The 18,448-nt window shown below is 74.5% G+C and carries 13 protein-coding genes; 7 read left to right on the forward strand and 6 right to left on the reverse strand.

Going from position 1 to position 18,448, the window contains the following annotated elements:
• Positions 1–20 precede the first annotated feature (20 nt).
• Positions 21–1,166 (reverse strand): acyl-CoA dehydrogenase family protein, encoded by a 1,146-nt coding sequence (locus tag ACIWVC_RS21515; protein ID WP_396449868.1) that lies wholly within the window; start codon positions 1,164–1,166, stop codon positions 21–23.
• A 103-nt stretch (positions 1,167–1,269) separates the two neighbouring features.
• Between ACIWVC_RS21515 and ACIWVC_RS21520 the strand changes: the two genes are divergently transcribed.
• Both ACIWVC_RS21520 and ACIWVC_RS21525 read left to right on the forward strand, forming a co-directional pair.
• Entirely contained in the window at positions 1,270–1,926 is a 657-nt protein-coding gene (locus tag ACIWVC_RS21520) for a TetR/AcrR family transcriptional regulator (protein WP_396454472.1), read from the forward strand.
• A 225-nt stretch (positions 1,927–2,151) separates the two neighbouring features.
• Complete coding sequence (locus ACIWVC_RS21525) at positions 2,152–4,290, forward strand: DEAD/DEAH box helicase (RefSeq protein WP_396449870.1); 2,139 nt, start codon at positions 2,152–2,154, stop codon at positions 4,288–4,290.
• 32 nt (positions 4,291–4,322) lie between these two features.
• Here the strand turns inward: ACIWVC_RS21525 and ACIWVC_RS21530 are convergent, their stop codons facing one another.
• On the reverse strand, positions 4,323–5,150 hold the full coding sequence (locus tag ACIWVC_RS21530) for an alpha/beta fold hydrolase (protein WP_396449871.1): 828 nt from the start codon (positions 5,148–5,150) through the stop codon (positions 4,323–4,325).
• A gap of 163 nt (positions 5,151–5,313) precedes the next feature.
• Between ACIWVC_RS21530 and ACIWVC_RS21535 the strand changes: the two genes are divergently transcribed.
• On the forward strand, positions 5,314–5,706 hold the full coding sequence (locus ACIWVC_RS21535) for an OsmC family protein (RefSeq protein ID WP_396449872.1): 393 nt from the start codon (positions 5,314–5,316) through the stop codon (positions 5,704–5,706).
• 18 nt (positions 5,707–5,724) lie between these two features.
• Here the strand turns inward: ACIWVC_RS21535 and ACIWVC_RS21540 are convergent, their stop codons facing one another.
• Positions 5,725–7,218 carry an alpha/beta hydrolase gene (locus ACIWVC_RS21540; RefSeq protein WP_396454473.1) on the reverse strand — a complete coding sequence of 498 codons (1,494 nt, stop codon included), beginning with the start codon at positions 7,216–7,218 and terminating at the stop codon, positions 5,725–5,727.
• Between the two features lie 325 nt (positions 7,219–7,543).
• Here ACIWVC_RS21540 and ACIWVC_RS21545 point away from each other — a divergent pair, with 325 nt between their 5' ends.
• Complete coding sequence (locus ACIWVC_RS21545; RefSeq protein WP_396454474.1) at positions 7,544–8,422, forward strand: phosphatase PAP2 family protein; 879 nt, start codon at positions 7,544–7,546, stop codon at positions 8,420–8,422.
• A 66-nt stretch (positions 8,423–8,488) separates the two neighbouring features.
• On the opposite strand, the gene ACIWVC_RS21550 is transcribed toward ACIWVC_RS21545, so the two are convergent.
• Entirely contained in the window at positions 8,489–11,590 is a 3,102-nt protein-coding gene (locus ACIWVC_RS21550; protein ID WP_396449875.1) for a bifunctional [glutamine synthetase] adenylyltransferase/[glutamine synthetase]-adenylyl-L-tyrosine phosphorylase, read from the reverse strand.
• Between the two features lie 31 nt (positions 11,591–11,621).
• Positions 11,622–12,983, reverse strand: a complete 1,362-nt coding sequence (gene glnA / locus ACIWVC_RS21555) for a type I glutamate--ammonia ligase (protein WP_396449876.1) — start codon at positions 12,981–12,983, stop codon at positions 11,622–11,624.
• 352 nt (positions 12,984–13,335) lie between these two features.
• Here glnA and ACIWVC_RS21560 point away from each other — a divergent pair, with 352 nt between their 5' ends.
• Complete coding sequence (locus ACIWVC_RS21560) at positions 13,336–14,331, forward strand: terpene synthase family protein (protein WP_396449877.1); 996 nt, start codon at positions 13,336–13,338, stop codon at positions 14,329–14,331.
• Here the strand turns inward: ACIWVC_RS21560 and ACIWVC_RS21565 are convergent.
• Positions 14,328–15,296 carry a DUF5937 family protein gene (locus tag ACIWVC_RS21565; RefSeq protein WP_396449878.1) on the reverse strand — a complete coding sequence of 323 codons (969 nt, stop codon included), beginning with the start codon at positions 15,294–15,296 and terminating at the stop codon, positions 14,328–14,330. The two genes, ACIWVC_RS21560 and ACIWVC_RS21565, sit on opposite strands and share 4 nt — an antisense overlap.
• A gap of 55 nt (positions 15,297–15,351) precedes the next feature.
• Here ACIWVC_RS21565 and ACIWVC_RS21570 point away from each other — a divergent pair, with 55 nt between their 5' ends.
• Entirely contained in the window at positions 15,352–16,611 is a 1,260-nt protein-coding gene (locus tag ACIWVC_RS21570) for an MDR family MFS transporter (RefSeq protein ID WP_396454475.1), read from the forward strand.
• 32 nt (positions 16,612–16,643) lie between these two features.
• On the forward strand, positions 16,644–18,428 hold the full coding sequence (locus ACIWVC_RS21575; protein ID WP_396454476.1) for an NAD+ synthase: 1,785 nt from the start codon (positions 16,644–16,646) through the stop codon (positions 18,426–18,428).
• The last annotated feature ends 20 nt before the right edge of the window (positions 18,429–18,448 follow it).

An 18,448-nucleotide genomic window follows, 5' to 3' on the forward strand; every position in this document is an offset into this window, starting at 1 on the left:
AGTGCGCCGCACTCCGGATGTCACGGGGCGTAGGCGCGGCCGAGCAGGTGGCGCGAGATCACGAGCTTGGACGCCTGCGCGGTGCCGTCGCCGATCTCCAGCCCGATCACGTCCCGCAGCCGCTGCCCGATCGGGTTGTCCGCCGAGTACGCGGTGTGCCCGAACGTCAGCAGGCACTGGTGGATGACCTCGGCGGCGAGCTTCGGCGCCCAGAACTTCGCCATGGCGGCCTCGGCGGCGTGGCCGAGGCCGCTGTCCTTGCGCCACAGCGCCTCGTAGCAGACGTGCCGCGCCCCGCGCAGGTGGGCGGCGTGCTCGGCGAGCGGGAAGGAGACGCCCTGGAACCGCCCGATCGGCTGCCCGAACGCCTCCCGCTCGCGCGCCCACGCCACCGCCTCGTCCAGCGACGCCGCGGCGGCGCCGAGGCAGGCGAGCCCGATGATGGCGCGGGAGTAGTCGAACCCCTGCATGACCGCCACGAAGCCGTCCCCCGGCCGTCCGACCATCCGCCCGGCCTCGACCGGGAGCCCGTCGAAGTGCAGCGACGCCCGCCCGATCGACCGCCCGCCCAGGTCGTCGAACCGCACCCTGGAGACGTACCGGTCGTCGAGCTCGGCGTAGAAGGCGCTGACGCCGCGCGGCCCCGGCCCTCCGGTGCGCGCCAGGACGACCGCCGTGTGCGCGTCGGCGCCCAGGGTGATCGAGGTCTTCTCCCCCTCCAGCCGCCACCCGTCCCCGTCCGGCCGGGCGCTCATCCGCAGGTTCGCCGCGTCCGTCCCGTGCTCCGGCTCCGTCACGCACAGGGCGGGCAGCACCCGTCCCTCGGCGATCGGCGGCAGCCACTCCGCGCACTGGGCCTCGGTCGCGTTCCGCACCAGGATGTCGCCGATCAGCGCGGTCAGGACGATCACGTAGGTGGCGTTGACGTCGGCGCGCCCGACCTCCTCGGCGGCCATGCCGGCGACGACCGCCCCGGCGTCCTGCCCGCCGTACCGCTCCGGGACGCGCAGCCCGGTCAGCCCCATCGCCGCCATCTCGGCGACCAGCCCGTCCCGCAGCCGCCCGGCCCGGTCGCCGGCCTCGTAGTGCGGCGCCAGCGCGCGGGCGGCGAACCGCCGCACCTCCTGCCGGTACGCCTCTTCACCGGCGGTGAACGCGAAGTCCATGAGCCCTCCGCCGACCAAGGTGGCAAACTTTGACCCCAGGGTCAATAGTTGGCCCATGGGTCAAACTGATACCCTCGGGTCGATTCACCGGAGAGGGGCGGCGTTGACCAGCGGCAGGCAGGCGCTCGCGGACACCCCGGCCTCGGGCCGGGTGCAGCGGCGGCGCGGCCGCCGCACCAGGGAGATCCTCACGACCGCGGCCGAGCTGTTCGGCGAGCGCGGCTACGACGCGGTCAGCCTGGAGGACGTCGCCGAGCGGCTCGACGTCACCAAGGGCTCCCTCTACTACTACTTCCGCAGCAAAGAGGAACTCGGCACCGCCGCGATCGAGTACCTCGGCAACGACTGGACCGACCGCCTGGAGCGGCTCCCCGCCGCCCGGACCGGGAGCCCGGCCGAACGCCTGCGCGCCCTGCTGCACGAGCACATCAGCATCGCCGTCCGCGAGTACCCGGCCGGGCTGCGGCTCTTCCTCGTCCCGCGCGACTGGCCCGCCGCCACGGCCGCCCGCATCAAGGCCCTGCGCCGCCGCCACAACGAGATCTTCCGCGCGGTCATCGAGGAGGGCGTGGCCTCCGGCGAGTTCACGGTGACCGGCGTCGGCACCACGCTCCAGTGCATGCACGCCGCGATGAGCCAGGCCCCCACCTGGTGCACCCACCTCCCCGAGCCCGCCCGCGCCGCCGCCATAGCCGAACTGACCGAGACCCTGATGATGCTCGTCGGCCGCCCGCCGAACCCCGGTACGACGACGTTGTGATCGCGTCACCGCCCCGGACGCGGGCGGCGTCCCGCGCCCGCACGTCCCACGCGTGCAGCCTCGGCGGTTCGTGGATCCAGTGTCGGTCGCGTTCCAGGCTGGGCGCGGGAGGCGGCGGATTCCCGGCGGACGGAGGGGCAGGGCGCCGGCCCTCTGTGCGCGGAAGGGCGGGGACCGTCCTAGGCCGCTGGCATCATGTGCCGGTACACGTTGGTTGGGAGCGCGATGGCGGACGAGGCGAAGAGCGTCCTGCGGGGCGGTTACGCGCTGCTCGGCGCCGCCCGCGACCTGGTCGCCGACCACCGGCGGGCGCTCGCGGACGTGCACGCCGCGCTGAAGCCGCTGCGGGCCGAGGCGGCGAAGGAGCAGCTGCGGGAGATCCCGCTCGCGCGGCTGAAGGACGTCACGGACGGCCGGCTGCGGCTCGGCCCGCTGGAGGAGGAAGGCTACGCCAGCGTCGCCGACGTCCTTGAGGCGACGCCGTACCGGCTGCAGCTGCTGCCGGGGATCGGGCCGCAGACCGCGCGGCAGCTGCACGCGGCGGCGGGCAGCCTGGCGGAGGCGGCGGAGCGGTCGGCCACGGTCCGGATCGACGTCGAGCGGCGGGACGAGGCGATGACGCCCGTCGTCGTCGCGCTGCACCGGCTGGTGAACGCCGGGCCCGACCTGCCGAAGGCGCGCGCCGCCGCCGACGCGGTCGACGAGCGGCTCGCGCCGCTGGTGCGCGACGCGCGGCCGGCCGGGTCGTGGTGGCGGCGGCTCATCGCCGGTCCGGCGCGGCGGGAGCGGGCGCGGCGGGCCGTCGGCGAGCTGGCGGAGGCCCTGCGCGACGAGGCGCGGCGCGACACCCGGCTGCTGATCTCGCAGGCGTCGGTCGACCTGCTGCGCCCCGCCGCGTCCCCCGACGAGGCGTGGATCGACTTCGAGCTGCGCGCCTCCGACTACCAGACCCTGCTGGCCGAGCTGGCGGCGCTGGACCCCGAGCGCGGCGCCGCCGAGGGCTTCCTGCCCGGCGACCTGGCGGCGCGGGTCAAGGCGCAGCCGCTGGACGACGCGTTCCGGCGGGTGTCGCTGCGCGGCTACCAGTCGTTCGGGGCGCGGTTCGCGCTCGTCCAGCGGCGGGTGATCCTCGGCGACGAGATGGGGCTGGGCAAGACGATCCAGGCGATCGCCGCGATCGCGCACCTGCGGGCCGAGGGGGCGACGCACTTCCTGGTGGCGTGCCCGGCGAGCGTGCTGATCAACTGGGTGCGGGAGATCGAGACGCGCAGCGCGCTGGCCGCGCATCCGCTGCACGGCCCGGGGCGCGGCGCGGCGCTGAAGAAGTGGGCGGGGGACGGCGGCATCGCCGTCACGACGCTGTCCACGCTGCACGCGCTCGACGTCCCCGCGGACGTCGCGGTCGGGATGTTCGTGGTGGACGAGGCCCACTACGCCAAGAACCACGAGACCCGGCGCGCGCAGGCCGTCGCTCGGTGGTGCCGGCGGACGGAGCGCGTCCTGTTCCTGACCGGCACGCCGATGGAGAACCGGGTCGAGGAGTTCCGCAGCCTCGTCGCGCACCTGCGGCCCGAGGTGGCCGAGCAGGTGCGGCCGAGCGACGCGGCGCTGGGCCCGCGGGCGTTCCGGTCCGCGGTCGCGCCGGTCTACCTGCGCCGCAACCAGCGGGACGTGCTGGTCGAACTCCCCGAGGTCGTGCACGTGGACGAGCTGGAGGAGTTCAGCCGCGCCGACGCGGCCGCCTACCGGCGGGCGGTCGCCGCCGGAAACTTCATGGCGATGCGCAGGGCCGCGTACGCCGTCCCGAAGAAGTCGGCGAAGCTCGCCCGGCTGAAGGAGCTGGTGGACGAGGCCGCCGAGAACGACCTGAAGGTCGTGGTGTTCTCCTACTTCCGCGACGTGCTCGCCACCGTGCGGGACGCGATCGGCCCCGAGGCGCGGGGGCCGATCGCGGGCGACACCCCGGTGGAGCGGCGGCAGGAGATCGTGGACGCGTTCACCGCCGAACCCGGGCACGCCGTCCTGCTCGCCCAGATCCAGGCGGGCGGGGTCGGCCTCAACCTGCAGGCGGCCTCCATGGTGATCCTCTGCGAGCCGCAGGTGAAACCGACCATGGAGACGCAGGCGGTCGCCCGCGCCCACCGGATGGGGCAGGTGCGCACCGTGCAGGTGCACCGGCTGCTGACGCCGGGCAGCGTGGACGAGCGGATGCTGGAGATCCTCCACGTCAAGACCCTGCTGTTCGACGAGTACGCGCGGCGCAGCGACCTCGCCGAGCAGACCCCGGACGCGGTGGACGTCTCCGAGCAGGCCCTCGCGCGGCAGATCGTCGCCGAGGAGCAGGAGCGGCTCGGGACCCGCTGAGTCCGGGCGGACCCCGAACCGCCGGCGGCGTGTCAGCTCCGCAGGAACTCCAGCAGGTCCCCGATGAAGCGCTCCTTGTGGCCGGGCACCATCGCGAGGCCGTGCGACGCGCCCTCGTAGACCTTCAGGGTCGCGTCCGGGATGATCTCCGCGGACCTGCGGGCGGTCGCGTCGATCGGGACGATCTGGTCGTCGTCGCCGTGGACGATGAGCGTCGGGACGTCGAACCGGCGCAGGTCCTCGGTGAAGTCGGTCTCCGCGAACGCGGTGACGCAGTCGACGCCCGCCTTGACGCTCTCCTGCATCGCCATGAACCAGAACGCGTCCCGGTTGCCCTGCGTGGCGGCAGTTCCGGGACGGTTGGCGCTGAAGAACGCCTCGGACATGTCCTTCCAGAACTGCGACCGCTCGTTCAGGATGCCCTTCTTGATGTCCTCGAACACCTGGGCGGGCACCCCCGCGGGGTTGGCGTCGCTCTGCATCATCAGCGGCGGGATCCCCGCAAGCAGCACCGCCTTGGACACGCGGCTCGTGCCGTGGCGCCCGATGTAGCGGGCGAGTTCCCCGCCGCCCATCGAGTGCGCGACCAGGACCACGTCCCACACCCCGAGGGCGTCGATCAGGTCGCCGAGGTCGTCGGCGAAGGTGTCGAAGTCGTAGCCCCGCCAGGGCTGGGACGAGCGGCCGTGCCCGCGGCGGTCGTGCGCGATGGCGCGGTACCCGGCGTCGGCGACGGCCTTCATCTGGTCGTCCCACGCGTCCGCGTTCAGCGGCCACCCGTGGCTGAAGATGACCGGCTGCCCCTGCCCCCAGTCCTTGTAGTAGATCTCTGTGCCGTCGCGTGTCTTGATGTGCCCCATCGGTCCCCCGAATCGATGACGTCTCTGCTCCGGCGGCCGGGTGCGCGGCCGCCTCACGCGCCGGGTACCCGGTGACCGCCCGTGAAACCCTGATCAGCGGGGGAAGAACGGGCCCCGCCCCCGCGTTCACGTGGGCGGACACCAGACGATCAAGGGAGATGCCATGGCCGAGGTCAGGGTGGAGCGCACCGGCGACGGGTTCCAGGCCGTCAACGGGCGGGGCGCGAAGGTCGCCATCGGCGACGGCGACACCGAGGGCGTCTTCACCCCGGTCGAGCTGCTGCTGGCGGCGCTCGGCGGCTGCGAGCTGGTCACGGTCGAGCCGCTGACCGCGCAGCGCGGGCACCGGATGGCGCGGCTCGCCGCGACCGTCCAGGCGGACAAGATCGCGACGAGCACGCTGGGCACGATCACGGTCACCTACGACGTCGAGCTCCCCGAGGGCGACGAGAAGGCCGAGGACGTCCTGAAGTCCGTGGCCGCGCGCGTCCACGAGAGGTACTGCACGGTCGGCAGCGCCCTCCGCGAGCCGATGAAGGTCGAGCAGGTCGTGTAGCGGGGAGGCCGGGACCTCCTAGCCGCAGGCGGCGCCCGCGGCCGGCAGCCGGCCCTGGAGGAGGTAGGCGTCGACGGCCTCGCGGACGCAGGGGTCGCCGGTGGCGTAGGCTCCGTGCCCCTCCCCGCGCAGGGTGAGGAGCACGGCCCGGCCGCCGAGTTCCCGCGTCAGCGCGGGCGCCCAGGCGTAGGGGGTGGCCGGGTCGCCGGTGTTGCCGACGACGAGGATCGGCGCGGCGGACGGCGCCGACACCTCGCGGGCCGCGTCGTCCCCCGGCACCGGCCAGCCGGTGCACTGGAGCAGGCCCCACGCCATCGACGCCCCGAAGACCGGCGAGGCGGCGCGGAACGCGGGCAGGAGGCGGCGGACGTCGGCGGGGGTGAAGCGGTCGGCGGTGTCGGCGCAGGTGATGGCGGTGTTGGCGGCGGACAGGTTGCTGTAGGTCCCGTCGTCGGCCCGGCCGTTCTGGACGTCGGCCAGCATCAGCAGCAGCGACCCGTCGCGGCGCTTGACCGCGTCGACGAGGCCCTGGGCGAGGTACGGCCAGGCGTTCCGGGAGTACAGCCCGGCGGCGACGCCGGTCGTGCCGAGGCTCTGGGTCAGCTTCCGGCCGGACGACGTGGCGAGCGGCTTCCGGTCGAGCCCGGCGAGGATCCGGCCGATGGACGCGACGACCTGCGGGCCGTCCGCGCCGAGCGGGCACGCCTTGCGGCCGAGGCGGGCGCAGGCGGCGGCGAACCCGCCGAGGGCGCGCTGGAACGCCGCGGCCTGCTGCAGGGCGAGGTCGGCGCCGCCGATCCGGGGGTCGACGGCGCCGTCGAGGACGACCCGGCCGACGCCGCCGGGGAACCGGTGCGCGTAGACGCCGCCGAGCCGGGTGCCGTAGGAGACGCCGAAGTAGCGCAGCCTGTCGTCGCCGAGCGCGATGCGGATCATCTCCATGTCGCGGGCGGCGTTCACGGTGCCGACGTGGGGCAGCAGTGCCCCGGAGCGCGCCGCGCACTGCCGCACGTAGCCGGCGCGGGCGCCGATGTAGGCGGTCTCCTCGGCGGCGGTGTCGGGGCTGTCGTCCATGGCGGCGAGCCGGTCCAGGCGCCGGTCGCCCGCGCACCGCACGGGGGTGCTGCGCCCGACGCCGCGCGGGTCGAAGCCGATCAGGTCGTAGCGGGTGCGGAGGGAGGCGTACTCGCCGGCGGCCCGCGCGAGGGTGTCGACGCCCTCGCCGCCGGGGCCGCCGAAGTTGAACAGCAGCGAGCCGATGCGGTGCCGCCGGTCGGCCGCCGGCACCTTGAGGAGAGCCAGGTCGACCTTCGCGCCGGACGGCCGGGCGTAGTCGAGCGGCACCCGGAGCGTCGCGCACCGGACGCCGGCCAGCGCCGGCGCGCCGCCGGGCGGCGGGGACGGCAGGCCGGTGCAGCGCCTCCAGCGCGGCGGCGGGACGGGGGGCAGGGCCGGCGGGGCGCCGGCCGCCGCGCGCCGTACACCTACGGTCGTACGCTGCCGTCCAGTCACTCCCGAGAGGGATGCCAGTCCGGAAACGGCCACCGCGACCGCGGACACCAGCGCGATGCCGGGTATGGCCCACAATCTGGCCATTCGTCCCTCCGTTCGAGTCACGGGGGGCGATCACGGCCTACCCAGGGCCTCCTATGCTGACTCCTGATCAACTCCATAGGCTCCGCGCGAGGGGGGAGGACGGGGGGATCCGCCCGGTGTCCCCGAGCCCCCTCCCCCGAAAGTCCGGATGCCGCATCAGGGTCGTACTACTCAAGGCTGAGATGAAGACCATTCATTGCGGTGATCTCATTCAGGGGGCCCCGAGGCAAAGATAGGTAGCATGGCTCAAACCGCCCCCCCAGAGGCCCGCAGAGGCCAGGCCGCCGCGAGAATGCGGCACCGGGTGCTCACCGCGCCGCCGGTCTGGCGTGAGCTTCTGCTGGTGGTCCTCTTCTACACCGGATATACGCTGACCCGCATCGTCCTGGTTCAGGACGGCACCGGTCCGGCGTTCGCCCACGCGGAAGAGATCCTGCGCTTCGAGCGCGCCCTGGGGCTGGACTTCGAGCTGCACCTCAACCACACGCTGCTGGCCGTGCCGTGGCTCGCGCGGACGGCCAACATCTTCTACGCGACGATGCACTTCATCGTGACCCTCGGCATCGTCGTCTGGCTGTACCGCTACCGGCCGCAGCACTACCGGTGGCTCCGCACGTCCATCATGATCGCCACCGGGCTGGCGCTGATCGGCTTCTGGCTGTACCCGCTCGCCCCGCCGCGGTTCCTGCACAGCGAGGGCTTCGTCGACCCGGTGACCGCGCTGCACTCGCTCGGCCTGTACGCCAGCGACGCGTCCGGGAGCCTGACCAACCAGTACGCGGCGATGCCGTCGATGCACGCCGGCTGGTCGCTGTGGTGCGGGATCATCATGGTCCGGCTGGCGACGCAGCTGTGGGCGAAGATCCTCGGCGCGCTGTACCCGGCGACGACCGTGTTCGTGATCCTTTCCACCGCCAACCACTACGTCCTGGACGCCGTGGCGGGGATGGCGCTGATCGGCGGCGCGCTGTGGGTGTCGTGGCTGCTGTACATGCGCTGTCCGGCGCCGCTCCTCGTCGCGCGGGCGCACGCCGGGCACCGGCTCGCGCAGCTGACCGGGCGCGGCGCGAGCCGCTCCGGAGCCGGGTCCGCCGCGGCATGCCGGGCCGGACGGTCCTGACCGGCGTACGCGTCCCGCAGTACACCTACCACTTCTGCAGTACCGCTCCCGCTTCCGCGGTACCGCTCACTCCGCGCCGTAGAAGACCCGGTCGACGACGGCGCGCGCCCGGCGGGTGTGGCGCCGGTAGTCCTCCAGCATCTCGCCCGTCCCCGGATAGCCGAGGACGCGGGTGACCGCGCTGCGCTCCCGGTGGTGGTCGGTCGGCAGCAGATCGGACGGGCGGCCCCGCACCAGCATGATCGAATTCCGGATGCGGGTGGCCAGGCGCCAGGCGGCCGAGAGGACCTCGGCGTCGGCGGCGTCCAGGAGGCGGGCCTCGACGGCGGCGTCCAGCGCGTCCAGCGTGCGGGTGGTGCGCAGCCCCGGGACGTCGTGGGCGTGCTTGAGCTGGAGGAGCTGCGCGACCCACTCCACGTCCGCGAGGCCGCCCGGTCCGAGCTTGGTGTGCAGCCGCCGCTCGACCCCGCGCGGCAGCCGCTCGGACTCCATCCGCGCCTTCAGCCGCCGGATCTGCCGGACGGCGTCCTCGCCGATGCCGGACTCCGGCCAGCGGACCGGGTCGATCAGCGCGCGGAACCGGTCGCGCAGCCCCTCGTCGCCGATCAGCGGGTCGGCGCGCAGCAGCGCCTGCGCCTCCCACGGCTCCGACCAGCGGGCGTAGTAGGCGGCGTAGGACGCGAGGGTGCGCACCAGCGGCCCCTGCCGGCCCTCCGGGCGCAGGTTCGGGTCGATGTCCAGCGGCGGGTCCGGGGCGGGCAGCGCCAGGAGGCGGCGCAGCTCCTCGGCGACGGCGTGCGCGGCGCGCCCGGCGGCCCTCTCGTCCGCGCCGGGCAGCGGGTCGTGCACGAACATCACGTCGGCGTCGCTGCCGTAGCCGAGCTCGTGCCCGCCGAACCGGCCCATCGCGACGACCGCCAGCCGGGTCGGCAGCGGCTCCCGCGACTCCATCTCGATCTTGTTGACGGCGGCCGTCAGCGCGGCCTCGACCGTGACGGCGGCGATGCCGGTGAGCGCGTCCCCGACCGTCCGGACGTCGGCCAGCCCGAGCAGGTCGGCGACCGCGACGCGGAACAGCTCGCGGCGGCGCAGCCCGCGCGCCACCGCCACCGCCTCCTCCGCGGACCGGCTCCCCCCGGCGCCGTCCTCGCCGGACGGCCCCCCGGAGACGCCCCCGTGGCGGCGGACGGCCGCGAGGAACTCGGCGCGCAGCGCCTCGTCCGGGCGCGGCGCCAGGTCGCCCTCGCCGCCGAGCAGCGCGACCGCGTCCGGGGCGCGCAGCAGCAGGTCGGTGGCGTAGCGGCTGGAGCCGAGCACCCACGCCATCCGCTCGGCGACGGTCACGTCGTCGCGCAGCAGCCGCAGGTACCAGGGCGTGGTGCCGAGCGCGTCGCTGACCTGCCGGAAGCCGAGCAGGCCCGCGTCCGGGTCGGGCGCGTCGGCGAACCAGCCGAGCATCACCGGCAGCAGCGTCCGCTGGATCGCGGCGCGCCGCGACACGCCGGAGGTCAGCGCCTCGATGTGCCGGAGCGCACCCGCCGGGTCGGCGTAGCCGAGCGCCTCCAGCCGGGCCCGCGCGGCCTCCGGGGTGAGCCGCGCCTCCTCCCCCGGCAGCCGCGCCACGGCCCGCAGCAGCGGCCGGTAGAACAGCTTCTCGTGGATGCGGCGGACCTCCCGCGCGTGCCGCCGCCACAGCGCCGTGAACTCCCCCACCGGGTCGGTGCGCAGGCCGAGCGCGCGGCCGAGGCGGCGCAGGCCGTCCGGGTCGTCCGGGACGAGGTGGGTGCGGCGCAGCCGGTGCAGCTGGACCAGGTGCTCCACCCGCCGCAGGAACCGGTACGCCGAGGCCAGCGCCGCCGCGTCGTCGCGCCCGACGTAGCCGCCCCGGGACAGGTCGGCGAGCGCGTCGAGCGTGGCCCGCGCGCGCAGCGTCTCGTCGGCGCGGCCGTGCACGAGCTGGAGCAGCTGCACCGCGAACTCGACGTCCCGCAGCCCGCCCGGCCCCAGCTTGAGCTGCCGCTCGGAGTCGGCGGTGCGCCGGTCCAGGTCGGTCTCGACGCGGCGCCGCATGGCCTGGACGTCCTCGACGAAGCTCTCCCCCTCGGCGGCCTTCCACACGATCGGGGTGATCATGTCGAGGTAGCGGGCGCCGAGGCCGGCGTCCCCGGCGATGGGCCGGGCCTTCAGCAGCGCCTGGAACTCCCACGTCTTGGCCCACCGCTCGTAGTAGGCGCGGTGGCTGGCGAGGGTCCGCACCAGCGGCCCGGCCTTGCCCTCGGGACGCAGCGCCGCGTCGACCTCCCAGAGCGCGCCCTCCTCGGTGCTGGCCGAGCACGCCCGCATCATCGCCGACGCCAGCCGGGTCGCGGTGCGCAGCGCGGCGTCCTCGCCCGCGCCCTCCCCGCCGGCCCGCGGCTCCGCCACGAAGATCACGTCGACGTCGCTGACGTAGTTCAGCTCCCGGGCGCCGGCCTTGCCCATGCCGATCACGGCGAGCCGGCACGTCCGGTGCTCGGGGACGGCGGCGCGGGCGATCGCGAGGCCCGCCTCCAGCGCGGCGGCGGCGAGGTCGGCCAGCTCCGCGGCGACCTCCGCGACGTCCGCGGCGCCGATCAGGTCGCGGCCGGCCAGCGCCAGCAGCCGCCTGCGGTAGGCGACGCGGAGCGCGACGAGGGAGTCGCCGGCGGCCACGGGCTCGTCCGCGGACGGGTCGGCGCCCACCGCGGCGAGCAGCTCCGCGCGGGGGTCCCCGGCCGGCCCCGTGCCGTCGCGCAGGACCCGCCAGTGGCCGGGATGCCGCGCGAGGTGGTCGCCCAGCGCGGCGCTCACCCCGAGGACGGCGGTCAGCCGCTCGCGCGTCCCCGGCTCGGCGGTGAGCGCCGCGCGCAGCTCGGCGCCCTCGCCCTTCTCGTCGGCGGACGCGAGGAGGCGCAGCAGCCCGTCCAGGGCGAGGTCGGGGTCGGCGGTGCCGCCGAGCGCGTCGAGCAGGCCGTCCGGGGGACGCGACCCGGTGCCGCGCTCGGCGTCCCGCAGCAGCCACTCGGCGCGCGCCGCGTCGGTGAAGCCGAGCCGCGCAAGGCGCCCGGCGAGGGAGGAGCGGCGTTCGGGAGTCCGGGACTCGGTCACAGCGTCAACGGTAGACCGGGAGGGCGTCGAGCGCTCGTCCATGGAACGGCGGCGGGTGGGGCCGGACGACCGGTCAAAGCACTGCCAGCAGGCGCTTGCGCTCGAACTCGGTCACCTGGCGGCGGTAGTCCTCCCACTCCTGCCGCTTGTTGCGCAGGAAGAAGTCGAACACGTGCTCGCCGAGGACGTCCGCCATCAGCTCGCTGCGCTCCATGGCGTGGATGGCCTCGTCAAGGTTCTGCGGCAGCGGCTCTATGCCGAGGGCGCGCCGCTCGGCGACGGTCAGCGCCCAGACGTCGTCCTCGGCGCCCTGCGGCAGCTCGTAGCCCTCCTCGATGCCCTTCAGCCCGGCGCCGAGGATCGCCGCGAACGCCAGGTAGGGGTTCGCGGCGGTGTCCAGCGACCGGAACTCGATGCGGGTGGAGTGGCCCTTGTGCGGCTTGTACATCGGGACGCGGACCAGCGCCGACCGGTTGTTGTGCCCCCAGCAGATGTAGGACGGGGCCTCTCCCCCGGCGCCGGCGGCCGAGCCGACGTTGCCCCACAGCCGCTTGTAGGAGTTGACCCACTGGTTGCACACCGCGGTGATCTCCGCGGAGTGCCGCAGCAGGCCGGCGATGAACGCCCGGCCGACCTTGGACAGCTTGTACTCGGCGCCCGGCTCGTAGAAGGCGTTGCGGTCGCCCTCGAACAGCGACATGTGGGTGTGCATCCCGGAGCCGGGGTGCTCGGTGAACGGCTTCGGCATGAAGGACGCGTGCACGCCCTGCTCCAGCGCGACCTCCTTCATCACCAGCCGGAAGGTCATGATGTTGTCGGCGGTGGTGAGCGCGTCCGCGTACCGGAGGTCGATCTCCTGCTGGCCGGGGGCGCCCTCGTGGTGGCTGTACTCCACCGAGATGCCCATCGCCTCCAGCATCATGATCGCGTTGCGCCGGAAGTCGTGCGCGGCGCTGTGCGGGGTGTGGTCGAAGTAGCCGCCCGCGTCGGCGGGCTCGGGTTCGCTGCCGTCCTCCGGCTTGTCGTTGAGCAGGAAGAACTCGATCTCGGGATGGGTGTAGAAGGTGAACCCGAGGTCGGCGGCGCGGCCGAGCGCGCGCTTCAGGACGTAGCGCGGGTCGGCGAAGCTCGGCGTGCCGTCCGGCATGAGGATGTCGCAGAACATCCGCCCCACGCCGGGCGACTCCGAGCGCCAGGGCAGCACCTGGAAGGTGGACGGGTCCGGCTTGGCGATCATGTCGGCCTCGTACACGCGGGCGAAGCCCTCGATCGCCGACCCGTCGAACCCGATGCCCTCGCCGAAGGCGCCCTCCAGTTCGGCGGGGGCGACGGCCACCGACTTCAGGAACCCGAGCACGTCGGTGAACCACAGCCGGATGAAGCGGATGTCGCGCTCCTCCAGCGTGCGGAGCACGAACTCCTGCTGACGGTCCAAAGCCCTCTCCCTAGGTACTGCCCTGCCACCGGTGCCGCCGGCGGGACGGGCGGGACGCATGCCGGCCGCGAGAGACGGTCCGGCTACCTTGCAGTATGCCCCGTCGCTGTTACCGCGACGTTACGTCCGGCCTTCCCGCTGCACGGAACATATCCGACTAGCCGCCCTCCTCGATCCGCGCACCGGCCGGATCGGGGCGCCCGCGCCGGGAACGCCCCGGTCCGCTCGTGCGCGGGGTCGGCGATCACCCGCCGCGCGATCCGTTTCCCGGAACTTGACGCGGCGATCATGGTCGCTCGACGAAGTGATCATTAGCGTGGTCAGTGCCGTGGACATCTCTCTTCTTCTCTCGATGAGCGACCGGGTGCCCGCGCTGGCGACCCCGTCGGCCATGCACCCGGAGTCGTGGCGGCTGTGCGCGCAGGTGGAGACCTGGGCCCGCGGCCGGGGCCTGGTGCTCGGGGACCCGGACACCTCGCCGCTCGGCCGCGCCCGCTGCGAGCGGCTCGCCGCCCGCGTGCTGCCGTCCGCCGACCTCGCCGGGGTGGACCTGCTCGCGCGCTGGCTGGTCTGGACGCTCGCGCTGGACGACACGATGGACCACCCGCCGCTCGCCGACAGCGGCAGCGCCGTGCACGCGCTGTACGACGACCTGCTGCGCGCGATGCGGCGGGGCCACGCCCGGCCGGGGGCGCGCCCGCTGGAGGCGGCGCTGGTGGAGCTGTGGCACGCCACGGCCAAGGACATGAGCCGCGACTGGCGGCGCAGGTTCATGCTGCAGCTGGAGTCGCACCGGGACGGATGCGCCGAGGAGGCGGTCAACCGCCGGATCCGGCACGTACCGACGGAGAAGCAGTACGCGCCGCTGCGCCGCCGGGCGTGCGGCCCGTTCATGTACGACCTGGTGGAGCCCGTCCTCGGCGTCGAGCTGCCGGCGCGGCTGCTGCGCACGCCCCGCTGGAAGACCCTCGCCGACGGCGTCGCCGACGTCGTGGCCTGGTCCAACGACCTCGCCTCCCACGACCTGGAGTCGGCCCGCGGCGACGTCCACGACCTGCCCTCCGTGCTGGCCCGGGCGCACGGGCTGGACGCCGCGCAGGCCGCCGCCGCGGTCGCCGAGAAGATCGTCGACCGGCTGGAGGAGGCGTGGGCGGCGGCGCGGCGGCTGCCGGAGATGCTGGACCGGCTGGAGCTGACCGTCGCGCAGCGCGCCGCCGCCGCGCAGGTCGTCAAGGTGCTGCTGGACACGCCGCGCGCCCACATCGACTGGCTCGCCGAGTCCGGCCGCTACGAGCACGGCGCGGAGCCCGCCGCGCTGCGGCTCGACGCGCTCGCCTCGCTGCGCTAGCCGCCGGCGAGGGCGTCCCCGGCCGGGGTGCGGACGTACAGGACGCGGCGTCCCATGCGGTGCCCGGTGACGAGCCCGCACGCGCGCAGCACGCCGAGATGCTGGCTGACCGCGCCCGCCGTGACGCCGAGCCGCCGGGCCAGGTCGGTCGTGGAGGCGGGCCGGGCCAGCGCGGTGAGGAGCTCGGCGCGGCGGCGGCCGACGAGCGCGGCGAGCGCGTCCGCCCTCGGCTCGTCCGGGCGGCCGCTCTGCCACAGCGTCGCGACGCCGCGCGGCGGGTAGCTGAGCAGCGGCTGGTAGGGCGGCACCATCACCGACACGTCCGGCCACACGAACGCGCTCGGGACGAGCAGCATCCCGCGCCCGGCGAGCTCGCCGCGGAAGCTCCAGCGCCGCTCGACCGTCAGCGTCCCGGCATGCCAGGCGACGGTCTCGTGCAGGTCGCCGAACACCCCGGCGGTGCCGTGCGCGGTCAGGGCGCGGGTGCGGCGCAGCACGTCCCCCTCCAGCAGGTCGGTGATGCGCGGCCACCACGGCTCGACGGCGGCCGCCCAGTACCGCTCGAGCAGGCCGGCGAGCGTGCGGAGGGTGCGCTCGGGGTCGGCCGCCATCTCCGCCCGGCGCCGGCCGGGGCGCCGCGCCCCGTCCACGCGCAGCAGCTCGTGCACGACCACCTCCGGCGGGGTGGCGAGGACCGCCTCCAGCTCGGCGGCCAGGTCGGGCAGCGGGGTCTCCGGCGGCGGGGTCAGGAAGTCGGGCGCGTACCCGGTCGGCGGGACGACCTCCAGCAGCGGCTCCAGATCGAGGCCGCGCAGCCGGGGCCGGACCGCGCGCACCCACGGCAGGTGCAGCGCGTGCCCGGACGGGTCGCCGAGCACCCGCAGGCTCAGCACCATCTCCCACAGCGGCGAGAACGCGAACCGGACGCGGGCGACGTCCTCCGGCGCGAACACGAACTCGATCATTTAGTCCAGGCTAAATGATTACCGCGGCCGCGGCGGACCGCTCACCATCGTGCGGGTGACCACTCTGGGAGACACATCCGTCGCGCCCGCCCCGGGCCGGATCGCGGCGTTCCTGCGCCCGCGCGTCGGCGGCTTCCCCCGGCCGTTCTGGGTGCTGTGGGCGGGGACCCTGATCAACCGGCTCGGCACCATGGTCGAGCCGTTCCTCGGCCTCTACCTCACGACGGTGCGGGGGCTGTCGCTGGCGCAGGCGGGCGTCGTGATGGCGGTGCTCGGCGCGGGCTCCCTCGGCGGGCAGATCGCCGGCGGCGCGCTCGCCGACCGGCTCGGCCGGCGCGCGACGCTGACGCTCGCGACCGTCGGCACCGGCGCGGCGATGCTCGCGCTCGGCTACGTCCAGGGGATCGCCGCGATCGTCGCGGCGGCGCTGGTGCTCGGCGTCCTGCTCGACATGTACCGGCCCGCCGCGCAGGCGCTGGTGGCCGACCTCATCCCGCCCGCCGAGCGCCCGCGCGCGTTCGGGCTGCTGTTCTGGGCGATCAACCTCGGCTGGGCGGTCGCCATGGTGCTCGGCGGGACGCTCGCGCGGCAGGGCTTCCTGTGGCTGTTCTGGATCGACGCGTTCACCTGCGCCGGGTTCGGGATCCTGGTGTGGCGGGCGATCCCGGAGACGCGGTCGCGGGACGTCCGGTCCGAGCGGCGCGGCGGGTTCGGGCGCGCCCTCCGCGACCGGGTGATGGTCGGGTACGTGCTGGTCACGCTGGTGTACACGTTCGTCCTGATGCAGGGCCTGACGACGATGCCGCTGGCCATGAAGGAGGACGGGCTCGGCCCGCAGTCCTACGGCTTCGCCATCGCCGCGAACGGGGTGCTGATCATCATGGTCCAGCCGCTGGTGAACGCGTGGCTGGCGCGGCGCGACCACAGCCTCGTCATGGTCGCCGGCTTCATCCTGGTCGGCACGGGCTACGGCCTGACCTCGCTCGCCTCCACGGTGCTCGCCTACACCGCGACGATCCTGGTGTGGACGCTCGGGGAGATCACCGCGGCGTCCGTCCTGCAGGCGGTCGTCGCGGACCTGGCGCCCCCCGACCTGCGCGGCCGGTACGGCGGCCTGTACGGGATGGCGTGGTCGGGCGGCTTCCTGCTGGCGCCCCTCGGCGGCACCCAGCTGCTCGGCCGCGGCGGGGCACCCGCACTGTGGCTGACCTGCGCGGGCCTGGCGCTGGCCGCGGCGGCGGCGCTGCTCGCCCTGGCCCCCGCGATCAGGCGCCGGCACGCCGCCGCGCTCGGCGCGCACTTCTCGTCAAAGTGACGAAACCGCCTCCGGCGTTCTACTCTGGGAACGTGGCACAGCTCAGGATCGCGCTCGCGCAGGTGAACCCGACCGTCGGCGAGCTCGACGGCAACGCCGACCTGATCGTGGAATGGAGCCGGCGCGCCGCCGACGCGGGCGCGCACCTGGTGGCCTTCCCCGAGATGATGCTGACCGGCTACCCGGTGGAGGACCTCGCGCTGCGCGCGTCCTTCGTCGAGGCGTGCCGCCGGGCGCTGGACAGGCTCGCCCGCCGGCTCGCCGACGAGGGCCTCGGCGGCCTGCCCGTCGTCACCGGCTACCTGGACCGCCGCTCGGTGGGGCTCGTCCGCCCGGGGCAGCCCGCCGGGGCGCCGCTGGACGCCGCCGCGTGGCTGCACGGCGGCGAGGTGCTGGTCCGCTCGGCGAAGCACCACCTGCCGAACTACGGCGTCTTCGACGAGTACCGCGTCTTCGTGCGCGGCGACAGGCTGCCCGTGGTCCGCGTCCACGGGGTCGACGTCGCCACGGTCATCTGCGAGGACCTCTGGCAGGACGGCGGCCCGGTCAGCGTCACCTCCACCTCGGGCGCGGGCCTGCTGCTGTCGATCAACGCCTCCCCGTACGAGCGCAACAAGGACGACGTCCGCCTCGACCTGTGCGCCGAACGCGCCCGCGAGGCGGGCTGCGCCCTCGCCTACGTCAACATGGTCGGCGGCCAGGACGAGCTGGTCTTCGACGGCGACTCCGTCATCGTCGGCCCCGACGGCACTCCCCTCGCCCGCGCGCCCCAGTTCGTCGAGCACCTCCTCGTCGCCGACCTCGCGCTGCCCGCCGCCGACGCGTCCGCCGAGCCCGGCCGCACCCCGGTCGACGCCCCGGACGGCACCACGATCACCATCGACCGGCACGTCCTCACCCCCGACCCGCTGCCGGCCTACCCGGTGCTGCCGCAGACCGCCGCGGAACCCATGGACGACCTCGCCGAGATCTACGCGGCGCTCGTCCTCGGCACCCGCGACTACGTCCGCAAGAACGGGTTCCGCTCGGTGGTCCTCGGCCTTTCCGGCGGCATCGACTCGGCGCTCGTCGCCACCATCGCCTCCGACGCGATCGGCCCGGAGAACGTGCACGCCGTCCTCCTGCCGAGCCGCTACTCCTCGGAGGGCTCCGTCGTGGACGCCGAGGACCTCGTCAAGCGCCAGGGGATCAACTCCCGCATCGTGCCCATCGCCGACATGGTGGAGGCATTCGAGAAGCACCTTGACCTGCACGGCCTCGCCGCGGAGAACCTCCAGGCCCGCATCCGCGCCAACGTCTGGATGGGCCTCTCCAACGAGCACGGCCACCTCGTCCTGACCGGCGGCAACAAGAGCGAGCTCGCCACCGGCTACTCCACCCTCTACGGCGACTCCGCCGGCGGCTTCGCCCCCATCAAGGACGTCTTCAAGCTGACCGTCTGGGACCTCGCCCGCTGGCGCAACACCCAGGCCGGCGTCGACCTGCCGTTCCTGCACCCGTTCGGCCACGAGCCCATCCCCGAGGCGATCATCGTCAAGGAGCCGTCCGCCGAGCTGCGCCCCGGCCAGCGCGACCGCGACACCCTCCCGGAGTACAACGTCCTCGACCCGGTGCTGGCCGACTACGTGGAACGCGACATGGGCCGCGAGGCCCTCATCAAGGCCGGCCACGATCCCGCCCTGGTCGACCGCGCCATCCGCCTGGTCGACCTGGCCGAGTACAAGCGCCGCCAGTACCCGCCGGGCCCCAAGATCACCCCGAAGAACTTCGGCCGCGACCGCCGCCTCCCCATAACCAACGCCTGGCGCGAACGCTGACCCCACCCACCTCAGACGAG

Source organism: Actinomadura sp., from assembly GCF_044508335.1.
Taxonomy (GTDB): Bacteria; Actinomycetota; Actinomycetes; order Streptosporangiales; family Streptosporangiaceae; genus Spirillospora.